10 protein-coding genes are annotated in these 11,637 nt (G+C 68.6%); 2 read left to right on the forward strand and 8 right to left on the reverse strand.

Annotated elements, in window-relative coordinates; all coding sequences use genetic code 11:
• The 7 genes from ACOJTC_RS27880 to ACOJTC_RS27910 all read right to left on the reverse strand — a co-directional run.
• A partial coding sequence (locus ACOJTC_RS27880; RefSeq protein ID WP_420119117.1) for a helix-turn-helix domain-containing protein occupies positions 1-167 on the reverse strand: 167 nt, incomplete at its 3' end.
• Positions 164-460 (reverse strand): hypothetical protein, encoded by a 297-nt coding sequence (locus ACOJTC_RS27885; protein WP_420119110.1) that lies wholly within the window; start codon positions 458-460, stop codon positions 164-166. The genes ACOJTC_RS27880 and ACOJTC_RS27885, both read right to left, overlap by 4 nt.
• 43 nt (positions 461-503) lie before the next feature.
• Positions 504-1,640, reverse strand: coding sequence for a hypothetical protein (locus ACOJTC_RS27890; protein WP_420119111.1), 1,137 nt, complete (start codon positions 1,638-1,640; stop codon positions 504-506).
• A 130-nt stretch (positions 1,641-1,770) separates the two neighbouring features.
• The gene (fxlM, locus tag ACOJTC_RS27895) at positions 1,771-3,807 is read right to left on the reverse strand and encodes a methyltransferase, FxLD system (protein WP_420119112.1); all 2,037 of its coding nucleotides are present in this window, start codon (positions 3,805-3,807) and stop codon (positions 1,771-1,773) included.
• 60 nt (positions 3,808-3,867) lie between these two features.
• The gene (locus ACOJTC_RS27900; RefSeq protein ID WP_420119113.1) at positions 3,868-5,130 is read right to left on the reverse strand and encodes a lanthionine synthetase C family protein; all 1,263 of its coding nucleotides are present in this window, start codon (positions 5,128-5,130) and stop codon (positions 3,868-3,870) included.
• Complete coding sequence (locus ACOJTC_RS27905; protein ID WP_420119118.1) at positions 5,127-8,156, reverse strand: lantibiotic dehydratase; 3,030 nt, start codon at positions 8,154-8,156, stop codon at positions 5,127-5,129. Before ACOJTC_RS27905 ends, ACOJTC_RS27900 begins: the two co-directional genes overlap by 4 nt.
• A gap of 111 nt (positions 8,157-8,267) precedes the next feature.
• Positions 8,268-8,402 carry an FxLD family lanthipeptide gene (locus ACOJTC_RS27910; RefSeq protein ID WP_357657892.1) on the reverse strand — a complete coding sequence of 45 codons (135 nt, stop codon included), beginning with the start codon at positions 8,400-8,402 and terminating at the stop codon, positions 8,268-8,270.
• Between the two features lie 286 nt (positions 8,403-8,688).
• On the opposite strand from ACOJTC_RS27910, the gene ACOJTC_RS27915 reads away from it, so the two are divergent.
• Together ACOJTC_RS27915 and ACOJTC_RS27920 are read left to right on the forward strand one after the other, a co-directional pair.
• Positions 8,689-10,044: a transcriptional regulator gene (locus ACOJTC_RS27915; RefSeq protein ID WP_420119114.1), complete on the forward strand. Its 1,356-nt coding sequence runs from the start codon at positions 8,689-8,691 to the stop codon at positions 10,042-10,044.
• Between the two features lie 2 nt (positions 10,045-10,046).
• Positions 10,047-10,754: an SDR family oxidoreductase gene (locus ACOJTC_RS27920; protein ID WP_420119115.1), complete on the forward strand. Its 708-nt coding sequence runs from the start codon at positions 10,047-10,049 to the stop codon at positions 10,752-10,754.
• Between the two features lie 214 nt (positions 10,755-10,968).
• On the opposite strand, the gene ACOJTC_RS27925 is transcribed toward ACOJTC_RS27920, so the two are convergent.
• Positions 10,969-11,466, reverse strand: a complete 498-nt coding sequence (locus tag ACOJTC_RS27925) for an NUDIX domain-containing protein (protein WP_420119116.1) — start codon at positions 11,464-11,466, stop codon at positions 10,969-10,971.
• Between the last annotated feature and the right edge of the window lie 171 nt (positions 11,467-11,637).

An 11,637-nucleotide genomic window follows, 5' to 3' on the forward strand; every position in this document is an offset into this window, starting at 1 on the left:
TCCACGTTCGCGACCGAACTGCGGGAGTAGGCCGTCCGCCTGGCGAGGGCGGCCTGGGTCATCCCGGCTGCCTTGCGCCAGTGGGCCAACTGCCGTCCCAGCGCCTTCTGCAGGTCGCGAATCTGCTCCGATGTGACGGGACCCGGGACGGCATCCGTTCCGATCATCTGCCCTGTCCGTCGTGGAGTGCGTACAAACGGGTCCGGCCGCCGCTGTTCACGAGGGGAACGGCGTCGGAGTCGACAGGCCCGGCAGCCAGGATCTCCATGACCACCATGAACCGTGTCGGATTCATCACCGAGGCAGCCGTTCGTGGCCGCGCTGCCGAGCGGTGGTCCACGAATCGTCGTAAGCGGGCCAACGCTCCGCCCGTCCCCAACGCCTGGTCGCAGCGACTCATGACGTCCAGGCTGGCGGTACGCTCGGTTTTCTCGATCTTGCCGAGCAGGTCCGGGCTCACGTACACCTGCCTCTACAGCTTCCGACGAATATGGCGGCTCGTTTCATCGCAGCATCGACCGGGGTTGTCGTGCCCTCAATCGGTTCCGCTGGCAGGGCAGATGCCGTTGTATTGCGGTTCCCGCCACATCAAGTGCTGAGGAAAGCTGATCAACCGCTGCTGCTGGTAGGTGGCCCTGGCCTAACCCACTTGCCTGCATCAAAGCCCGCAGCGTCCCTTCGCTTTCGGAGGTAACGGCCGGATGATTGATGAGGTCGCGCGCCGCGTTGGCGTCCTCGTCGTGGATAGCATCTGCGACCAACTGTTTGGTCAGGCTGTCCACGGCAGCGGTTGGGACGCTCACCGCGAGATCCAGGGCCGTCAGTCCGAGGCGAACGCGGAACACGGTGAGACCGGTGGTTCGTGGTGTGGCCGACACTCGATCGATGAGGTCAGCGTGGTCGACGGGGGTGTGACCCGCAGCCAAGTCCAGCCAGGTCGTGAGGAGTCCATGCACCGCGTGCTCCCACGGCGCTTCGATCTTGGTGGTCGTGAGGAGAGCTGCTGCTGCCGGTCCTTCGTTCTGCAGTAGGTGGGCGACGATCGCGACCTGTCGTCCATCCATGAGGGTAGGTCCGACCCCGTCGTACCGGCGCACATGGTTCACGGCGTCGTCCCACCGTTCGGCGAGGATGAGGGCGCGGGTTCCGTCGGAGAGCAGGGTGCCGCGCAGCCAACCGATGATCTGATCGAGTTCTTCGGGATCGGTGGGAAGTTGTCGAGGGTGTATCTCCAGGTCGTCCAGATCAGCGGGAGTGCCGCCGCCGATGGCCGTGTGCAGGTGGGTGAGTAGGCGGTATGCGCCGTTGCCGTCGCCGTCACGGATGCGTAGGCGTGCGAGGTTGACGACGGGTTCGAGAGCGAAGCGGGCCGTGTAGCCGTTCAGCGGGGCTTGGTTCAGGTAGAGGCTGGCGTGGCGGCGGCACCAGGCGCGGGCAAGGTGGGGTTCTCCGCAGTCGGAGGCGATGAGGGCGGCCCCGTTGAACACCATGGACGCCTTGTCCGGGTCGCCTTCGCGGTGTGCGGTTTCGGCGAGCTTGACGAGCCGGTCGACCCGAGCATCCAGTGGTTTGGCGGGCGGTCGTTTGCGGGCGACGAGAGGGAATCGGGCGGCGATGGTGGCGGCAAGTGACGGAGTCATGGTGTCCTCATCTGCTGCGGCAGAGCCGCGTAGTGGCAACGAGGTGCGTCCAGGGCGTGCGCGACATTTCAGCTGTGCTCGTCCACGGGTGCCGGGGCGGGACAGGGCACCGTTCCGGCGTGGGGTGCGGTCAGAAGGTGATCGTGAGGGCGGTGTCGGGTCGGTTGATGTCGCCGGGTTCGGCGGGTCGGGCTCCTGCGCGGTGGGCGGTGACGGTGGGCTGGTTGGGGCGGCCTGCGGCGTCCCATTGGTCGAGCAGGTTGGTCAGTTCGGTGGCGAGCGCGTTGGCGTCGGGTCCGTGGGCGATTGCGCCGAGTTCGTGGTGGCCGTCGCCGGTGTCTTGGAAGGCGAGGTAGGCGATGGTGCCGCCGTGGTAGATGGCGGCACCGGCCCATCGGTAGGCGGGGGTGACCAGTCCGTTGGTGCGGGCGGTATCGCCGACGCCGAGGCGGCCGAACGGGCTGCTGGCGTGCACGAGGAGCCACAGGTCGAGGTGGCCGATGGGATCGGCGTCGCTGACCTGGATGCCGGTCCAGCGTTCGAGCCGGGGGTGGCTCAGAGCCTTGGCGAGGGCGGCGCGGTCGGGTTGGTCGGTGGCGTCGAGTTTGAGGACGACGTCGGTGTCGAGGCGTACGTGGTGGTCGGTGTGTTCGGTGCTGCCGCGCATGGGGACGAATCCGCAGACCAGCGGCGTCGTGGTGCTGACCAGATGGTGAGGACCGGTGCGGTCGAAGGCGAAGCATCGGGTCAGGCCGCTCTCGTGCACGCGCAAGGGCACGACGATGCGGCCGTGGTCGGCGAGTTGTTCCCACCAGGCGGCGGCAATGTCCCAGGCTCCGGCGGTGACGATGATCCGGTCGTAGGGCGCGTGGTCGGGGTCGCCGAGAGCTCCGTCGCCGCAGACCACTGCGACGGTGTCGTAGCCGGTGCGGTCGAGGCTGGCGCGGGCGCCGTCGGCGAGGTCCTGGTCGAGTTCGATGGTGACGACCGTGCCGCCGGGATTGGTCAGTTCGGCGAGTAGGGCGGCGTTGATGCCGGTGGCCGCGCCGATCTCCAGGACGCGGTGGCTGGGTTGTGGGGCGAGTTGTTCGAGCATGTCCGCGACGAGGCTGGGGCTCGACGCTGACGACAACGCCGTACCGCTGGGGTCCCGTTTGGTGACGATCTGGCGACGGGTGTACACGGTTTCCAGGTCGACGCCGGGGAGGAACTGCTCGCGGGAGACCGCACGGAAGGCGTGCGCGACGGGAGCGGAGCGGATGTGGCCGCGCTGTTCGAGCGTGCTGGCGAGCTGTTCGCGGAGCGTCGCGGCACCCGATAGTCCTGGTGCGGTGGGGGAAGTGTTCACTGCGTTGACCCTACTGTCGATCTTGGCGGCGGGTTGATAGCCGGAGGGGGTGTCGAAGGGGTGGTGGAAGGTGACGGTCACGGCCGCCGTCGCGAGTAGCCAGGTGTCGGCGGCGGAGATGCCGAGCCGGTTGAACAGGAACAAGAGGTGGTGGGTCAGCACCTCGCGCAGGTCGCGGGTCACCGCACCGTGCCGGTCGAGGAACCCGAGGTCCGCGCCTGCCTGCTCGTGGGCTTTCGGCCATTGCGGGGTAACGGCCAGTGGGCTTGCGGCCGTGTCATCGGCTGCGGTGATCAGACGCCGCACCGCCGGGATGAGCCGCGGGCTCGGCGCGGAGGCGTTCGGCTGGTGCCGGCGCGAGGCGAGAAGCCGCCAGACGTCGCCCTGCTCGGAGAACTCCAGTCCGGCGGCGCGCATGAGCCGGGTGGCGAGCAGGACACCGAGTTCACGCCGGTGGGTGCCGCCGGCGGTGGCGAGATGGCCGAGGATGTGGCGGCTGTCCGTGTGGAAGAGGGTGTGGGCGATCGTCATGGCCTGGTCCCCGCCGAAGGCGTACGCCTCGGGCCGGTAGACGGGCTCGGTGACACCGCGGATGCGGTCGTCGTCGGTGATTGAGGCGAGGAGGGCGTAGACCTGGGCGAGCCGGTCGCCGGGCAGGAGCCGCAGCCGCCACGTCTCGCTCTTACGGATGAACCAGAAGGCGGTGATCGCCCGGTGGTCTTCCGCAGCGGTGAGTTCGGGGGCGAGCCGGGTGGCGGCGAAGTCCTCAGCGGTCTGCCAGTCCGAGAAGGTCAGGTTGAGCTGGCGCCATCGGCTCACCGGCGCCACGCCGGGTGGCTCGGTGTCGGGTTCGGAATCGAGATCCACGACGCTCCTCGTCTAGTTGATCAGCAGGCTGGTGGCCCAGCGGACGTCGCTGCCGGTCGCGACGGTGTGCAGGGTGAGGGCGATTCCGGCGGGGCCTGTAATCAAGCCGGATCGTGCCGGGGTGGTGTCCGTGGCGTGCTGGATCAGCAGGCGCACGATCTCGGGCAGCTGTTTCTGCAGACTGGTGGTGCGGGCGTCGGCGGCGGCGTACCAGGCCGTAGCGGCAAGCCCTGCCCAGCCGTGACACAGCGACGGATCGACGATCCGGCCGAGTTGTCGGGGGTCGGCCAGGCAACGGATCAGGGCCTCCTCTGCCGCCTCTTGCCGAGCGACGTCGTCGAGAGCGATCCCGGCCAACTGCTGGGCGCGGGCGACTCCGGGGGTGCCGTAGCACCAGGACGGCCGCGCCGGTCCGCTCATGGAGGGCTTCCCGGCGTGCAACTCTGCGACGGTGATCTTCTCCGGCCACCACGGTCCCGCAGGGCTCGCCTGCTGCCAGCGGTCGAGCCACGTGCAGATCCGGCGGATCGCCTCCGCGTGCCCCGGCACCCGGATGTTCTGCCGCACGGCCAGGGCCAGTAGAGCCAGCGGACCGGCGATGCCGTGCGCCATGCCGACGTTGGCATGCCCGCCCGGCTCCGAACCTTCGCGGTCTGCGGGGTCTGCGCTCCACCACCCCGGCGCAAGTCGACCCGCGGCGTCGTCGGTCTGCATCGGCTCGGTGAGCCGGACCAGGTACACCAGCACCCGCCGGAGCAGAGGTCCGTCCGGGGCGCGGCGTAGCAGGTGGGCTCCCAGGCCGGTCAGCCCACGTACGAGGTCGAACTCCGACAGCGAGGGCCGGGCACGCGCCGCGAGGCGTGCTGTGGCAGCGGCCAGGCGGCGTTCCACCAGGTCATCGAGGGCATGATCAAGCGCGTCCAGGGCTGCCGGGTGGGAGTGCGGCATGGCCATGGTCAGTGCGTGGGTGACAGCGGGTGTGCCGAACCAGAGTCCGGCTCCGCTGCCGCTGTTCAGCGGGTCAGCGGTCGCGCGTCGCAGCCAGGCATGGACCGGTTCCCATCCGCCGTGTCCTGTCTGCGCTCGCACCCCGTGCAGGAGTGCCACCCCGGCGGCACCCCGGGACAGCGACTGGGCGTACCAGCGGGTACTGCGTGGCCCGTAGTCGTCTGCCGCGAAATCCAAGGGCGGCGGCTCGGTCAGGGTGGTGGTGATGCATGCGGCCATCGTCTCGGCCGCCCGTAGCAACGGTGTCCTCAGCGGTGCTCCGGTCATCGGGATGCTCCTACGGCGCGCACCCGGCGACGCACCGTCGCCAGCGCGATATGGCGTGCCAACCGATACGTGAGCTGCTCAGCGTCTTCGTCGGGACCGAGAGCGCGAACGACGTGCAGGTGTATCAGCGACGTGAGCACCGAGGCGGGGGTGATCGGGCCGGCGACGGCGGACAGTTCGGCGGCGTACCGCGTGGCGGCCCTGGAGCGTTCCTGCCATGCCTGCTGGATGGGCTCGGGAAGTTCGCTCGGGTCGAGGGTGACCGCTTGACGCAGCACGTCTCGCTGGACCGGTGCCTGCCCGGTCTGCTCGGGGCGTGCCACCAGCCACTCGCATCCGTTGGTGCGGCTGCCGAGCATCGAGGCGGCCAGGTCGACCATGCTCAGGGCGGTCAGTGCCTGCCGATCGATCCCAGACTCGGGCTGCGCAATCAGCTGCGCCAGGGCCGCAGTGGAGTCGGCGGCGAACAACTCCTCGGCCGCTGCCAGCGCGGTGCCGCAGCCGTACCGACCGGACTCGGGATGGTAGGTGTCCAGGCTCCAATCGCCGGCAAGGCGCTGCTGTCGGAGCCCGGCGACCCACCGCCCGACCCGTACCGCCGCGTCACCGTAGTCATCGGTGTGCAGTCGTAGTCGAAGATGCGGGGTGGGGCGTCGCATGCGCACGAACCACCACAGCGGCGGCTCGGGCCAGTCGGCGAACAGCGCGGGCAGCCCCCGCATCAAGACCAGCTCCATCGTCGAAGGCTCGACGGCCACCGAAGCGGACAGCAGGCCACCGACACCAGGTATGACCGGCTCGGGGGGAGCAGGTGGCGGCCATGCGCCTCGCGCGGTAACTACGGCCGGCGCGGCAGCGGGCGCAACCGTCGAGGCGACCGGCACGACGATCTCGTGGGCGCGGCCGGAGAGCCAACCGAAGTCCTCAGGGCTCGCCGCGTCCACTACGGTGACCGGTCCGGCGCTGGCGTCCAGGTGGGCACGCAGCAGGGCACGATCCATGGACTGATTGAGATGGAGCCGAAGCCTCTGGTCACCGTTGCCGACCTGCACCCATGCCGGCAGCCGTAGCCTCGTCCGCAGCGCCTCCCAGGCGGTAAACCATTCGTCATCGCCTGCGTCCGCACCGGGCAGGACCGTCGGATCGACGCGCCACCGGGCTGCCGCCAGGAGGACGCGGCCGTATCTCAGCGCGGGTCGAAACGGCAAGCAGGAAGCCGTACCCCAGTCGAACGGTTTCAGCCGGGCGTCCGTGGCTCGCGGTAGCTCCAGGAGGAACCGGCCGAGCAGCGGCATCGTGTGTACGGCGGCGGCGTGCGCCACCGTCGGCTCCACCACCCGCTGCCGCGACATCGACACCAGCACCAGCCGATCACGGCCGGCGGTCATACCGAGGTCGTCGAGGCCAAATACGTTCTCGGTCACGGGCCGGTGCTCGGCGAGGCTGATCAGCCACGGGAGTACCTGCCGGGAGTTGAGTACGTTCTGGGTGTGCAGCTTGCGCGGCGGGAAGCTCAGCTGCGCCGGAATGGCCCCGGCCACCGAGACAGGAAGACGGGCGAACTCCCGGCACATCAACTCCCGATCGGTGTAGGGCAGCCTGTCGAGGAAACGGCCACTCGTCGCCATCGCCGAGCGGCCCATGCCGGTCAGCGCGACAGTGAACCGTCCCTGTGTCAGCGCCTCCAGCGAGACCGCGCGTACCTCTGCCGAAACGTCGACGTGAGGACTGACAGACCCGGTGACTCCGCCGGTGCCGGCGAGCCATTCGACGGCTGCGTCATCGAGAACCACCTCACGAGCACCGTCGATCAACGCCTGCTGAGCCAGCGCGAGCAGACGCTCGTCACGGCCGGACAGCAGAGCCGCCGGCGCGTCAGTCAGAGTGCCGAAGTGTGCTGGGAAGCCCAGCCCGACGAGCGGATCTACCAGCCGAGCGAGCGGCACCACAGCCGTCATCCCGTAGCGGTCGACGAACCGGGCACGGTACGCGCGCCACTCGGGCCGCCCCGCCGAATCTGGCGTCAGCCGTCGTAGCACCTCCACCGATGCGGCGATCTCGGCGGCGACCTGCTCCGGCAGGACGACCTGATCCGCGAGCTGAAGATCCACCGCGAGTGGCTGGGTGGCCGGTGCCACGCTGCGCATACGGTCGGCGAGCCCATGAAGGTACGTCGAGCTCCCCGCGCTGGTACCACCGAGACGACCACACAACGAGCGCAGCTCGGCTCGAACGGCTCGCTGCCCCTCCGGATCACCGTCGAACACCGCATCGAGGGTGTCCAGGACATACCTGATCGGGTCCGTGCACGTCGATGGTGGCCGGAGAGCGGAGATCAACACGCCGTGGTCCACCAGGCCGGCAACCATCGTGTCAGCGGACGCGCGTGGGAAGCCGGGAAACGCAGCAGCGACCGCGTCGACCAGCTCACCCCACGGCAACGGAGTAGGGGTGAGTGACATCGCCAGCCGTACCGCTGCGGTGTTCCTGACCGAGGTCGACTCCGCACATGCAGAGGCGTGCGGCCGGCGGGCCACGACGATCCGAGGCCCGTTCACCAGCGCCAGGTTGTTCGCCTGCATGGGCAGACGGCGGCGCACGTCGGGCTCAGCCTCAAGGCGCGCAATCAGGGACGCGAGCCAACTCGCGTCCGGCCGTACCCGGATCGCCGGCCGCCCTGCCGGCACCACCGCAGCCACCGCGTCGAACCGAAGAGCCGCCACCCCCGAGAACAACCCGAAGGGCGTCGCACGCCGCTGCGCACGGACCAAATACCGCGCCAACGCCAACGCCATCCGCCACCCTCGGTCCGGAGCAGCGCCTCCTGTGGCCAGAACCGCTTCTACGCGAGCAGCGAACTCAGGGCTGGCGGCCCAGACAGCCTCGGCCAGACCGACCTTCCGCCACGTCGCATGCAGCCAGTCCCCGATACCGGAGGCGTCGCTCCGGTCCGGCCAAGGCGCAGGGCCGTCGGGCCATGAGTGAGCGGCAATGCGGATCGTCGCGGCATCGACCGACCGAAACATGAGTCGCTCTCCTTCCGTCACGAGGCGCTCCTGCGGGACATGGCTGGATAGGGGGTGCCGGTTCCGGCAGGCACCGGGGGATCGCCTGCCGGAACCAGCGAGGATGATCGGTCAGCAGTCGCTGCCCCTCACGGTGTCGCAGCCGTCGTCCGTGTCGCCCAGCAAGGCGGCGGCAACCGGACCCTCCGTGACGATCTGCACATCGAGCTCGAACGGGTCGTCGCTGACGGCGAGCACGCTGTTCATGGCAACCTCCAATAGGACCGGGATGATGGGTGGGCAGGTAGCCCCCGCAGCTACCAGCACTGCGTCTTGTCCTGCCCGCCGTCACGCCCTCCCCGGCAGTGACGACGAGCAGGAGCCTCAGAAGCGCCAGACGAACGCGATCCGGCAACCACAGCCAACCGTGCTACGAAGCGGTTGAACAGGCCCGGGGCGTAGTCTCGCCGTTGTCTCTCACCAGATCTTGGTCGTTGATCCTCAACGGATAAGCGAGCGCGCATTACAGTGCTTAGGCATTGAGGAGGCAGCGATGGCGTCGCAGCTACCGGCATCCGATCGGGATCGCCTCATTCACCCGCTCAGCGTCGTGCGCGCTGCACGAGGGTGGACATACCAGGACGTGGTCAGTGCGATCGCGAAGCACAGCCGGAATATGGCCGCCCGGCGAGAGAAGGCGTGGCGGTGGGAGCACTGGGGAGTGGTCCCCGATCTCGAAAGCCAGCTCGCTCTCGCCGCGGTACTCGACATTCCGCAGGAGCGCGTACGGGAGGCACCATGGCCGCAGTGGCTTCCCGCCGGTGACCCGATCCCGACCTCCTTCGGATGGACCCAGTCGGGCGGACTGCAGGCACTCGTCAACGCATTGGAGTACGCACACGTGGACCGCCGTGCCTTCATGAAGATCACAGGCGTGCCCCTGGCCGGCATCGCCGAAGCGTGGCTGACCATCGAACCTCGAGAACTCGTTGCCGTCCTGCGAGGCGGCCAGGTGACCGCCGACCTGGTCGAACGGATGGAAGAGGGCCTTCCGCGACTACGCTTCCTGGAGGCGACCCGAGGCGGTGAGCAAGCCCGGGCCCTCATCCACGCCGAACTCGGCATGGTGGTGGATGTCCTCGACCGATCCGCCTACACGGCTGTGGTGGGTCAGCGACTGTACGCCTTGGCGGCAGAACTCGGCAGGATGGCCGGCTGGGCGTCGTTCGACGCTGGCCTGCACGCAGCGGCGCAGCGCTACTGGCTCGCCGCACTACACGCCGCACACGCCGCCGCCGACCGATTGCTGGGAGCCAACATCCTCAAATCGATGAGCCTGCAGTGCTACGACTTCGGTAGCCCCCGAGAGGCACTGGAGTTGGCGCGTAGCGCCCACGAGGGTGCCAAAGGGGTGACCCCACGCGCCGCCGCGATGCTGGCGCTACGGGAGGCCAGGGCTCACGCAGCGATCGGCGACAGCCGAGCATGCGAACGTCTCCTCAAACAGGCCGACGTCGAGTTCGATCGCATAACATCGACCGACCCGGAGCCCGCCTATCTTGGGTACTTCGACGAATCCGAGTTCAACGCCCAGGTCGGGACTTGCTACCTGGATCTGGGCCGATCGCAAGAAGCCGACAGGTACTTCAGTCGTACGCTCCGGTTGGTTCCAGCCACCAAGGTGCGCGACCGGGCCACATACGTGATTCGCCGCGCGTCGGCGCAGACGCAACTCGGAGACGCCGACCACGCGGCATCGCTCGTCGCGAAGGCGATACCACTGATCCGTGAGGCCCCATCAGAACGGAACATGCGCCGCGTCGTTCGAGCACGGCAACGGCTCCCGTTCACCAAAGCCGACCCACGCGCTCGCTCCCTCGATGACCAGCTCGCCACCCTGGGGGTCTGACCATGGCTGACGACATCAAGGTCGCCGTAGTGACCGGCGCCAACCGAGGACTCGGCGCAGCCATCGCCCGCAACCTGGCCGAGCAAGGCCTGCACGTGGTGCTCGCTGGCCGAAACGAGTACTCCGTCGACCACGTGGTGTCCGACCTGACGAGGGACGGACTATCCGCCAGCGCACACCAACTCGACGTCAACGACCCGGCCAGCGTGGCGCGTGCCTTCGCCGACACCGCAAAGCGCCACGGCCGGCTGGACGTCCTGGTGAACAACGCCGGTATCGCCATCGACCGCGGCCAGACAGCGGCGAGCCCCGACTTCGAGCGGGTCCGCAGCGCCCTGGACACCAACCTCCTGGGCGCGTGGCGCTGCTGCGCGGCCGCCGTACCGGAGATGAAGAAGAACGGCTACGGCCGCATCGTCAACATCAGCAGCCACCTCGCCTCACTCGCCACCATGGGCGACACCAACGTCTCCTACCGCGTGTCCAAGGCGGCCCTCAACGCGTTGACCCGGGTCCTCGCGGCCGAACTCGCCGGCACCGGCATCCTGGTCAACGCATGCTCACCGGGACGCATGAACACCAGATTGGCGTACGGCGAGACCGACCGGACGCCCGAGGAAGGTGCCGAAACACCCGTGTGGCTCGCCACCCTGCCACCCGACGGACCGACCGGCGGCCTGTTCGCCGACGGCAAGCCAATCGACTGGTAGAAGACACCCGAGCCGCATCGGCTGCTGCCGCCTCCGCACCGCCTACTCCAGTCGGCCGCTCAAGAAGTTCGGTAAGTGAGTCGAGGTGGAACAGGCAGCAGTTGCCGATTGCTGTGTTGTCGAGATCGTGTCCCCAGCGGGGCTCGGCGGCCTTCGGGAGTTTCGCTGTGTCCGACCTGCCACGAGCGCCGCGTCCACGGCTCAATCCGGCCGACTACCTGCTTGAGGCGGTGACTCCATCTTCGAGGTAGACACCGCCATGCCCGATCGCGGCGACGGCCGCGGCAACCCGCCGAGCCAGCCGTGGGATCAACACCTCACCCAGGCGCTCCGGCTCGACGAAGTCGAACCGGTCGAGTTCGTCCGGGCACAGTCGTATCGCCGTGATCTGGTCCGCTGTCAGTACGCCTCCGTCGAAGACGAACATGAGCCCGCCGTCCCATGGTGGGCTCGCCGGCACCCAGTCGACGCACAGCAGTGCTCCCGTGGGCACTGGAAGGCCAAGTTCCTCCTGGATCTCGCGTACACAAGCATCCGCCGGAGACTCGTCCGGCTCCACCATTCCGCCGGGAACTTCCCACACGTCCTTGTAGGTCGGGTGGACCACCAGCACCCGGCCGGCCTGATCCCGGAGTATCACGCCGGCGGCAGCGCGGACCCGCGTCACGCTGGCGATGTAGGAGAGGTCGGGTTCGGTCCGTGTCTCGGCCACGCGACAGACCCTACGGGCTCGCCCCTGACGAATGGCGCGTTACCAAAGCAGGGATGCCCGAACCGCAGCGACTGGCCCCGCCCCTTGTAACCGCGATACGTCAGCCCCCAGCGGCACAGGGGCCGGGTATACCTCGGCGATTTTGCCGTCGCCGCACCGGTCGACGTCATG

Origin of the sequence: Micromonospora sp. (assembly GCF_048594385.1) — a bacterium.
Taxonomy (GTDB): Bacteria; Actinomycetota; Actinomycetes; order Mycobacteriales; family Micromonosporaceae; genus Micromonospora; species Micromonospora wenchangensis.

Excerpts from the sequence above, each read along its gene's own strand:
- ACOJTC_RS27890 (WP_420119111.1), bottom strand. The coding sequence starts at position 1,640 with ATGACTCCGTCACTTGCCGCCACCATCGCCGCCCGATTCCCTCTCGTC.
- ACOJTC_RS27910 (WP_357657892.1), bottom strand. The coding sequence starts at position 8,402 with ATGAACAGCGTGCTCGCCGTCAGCGACGACCCGTTCGAGCTCGATGTG.
- ACOJTC_RS27920 (WP_420119115.1), top strand. The coding sequence starts at position 10,047 with ATGGCTGACGACATCAAGGTCGCCGTAGTGACCGGCGCCAACCGAGGA.
- ACOJTC_RS27905 (WP_420119118.1), bottom strand. The coding sequence starts at position 8,156 with ATGTTTCGGTCGGTCGATGCCGCGACGATCCGCATTGCCGCTCACTCA.
- ACOJTC_RS27900 (WP_420119113.1), bottom strand. The coding sequence starts at position 5,130 with ATGACCGGAGCACCGCTGAGGACACCGTTGCTACGGGCGGCCGAGACG.
- ACOJTC_RS27915 (WP_420119114.1), top strand. The coding sequence starts at position 8,689 with ATGGCGTCGCAGCTACCGGCATCCGATCGGGATCGCCTCATTCACCCG.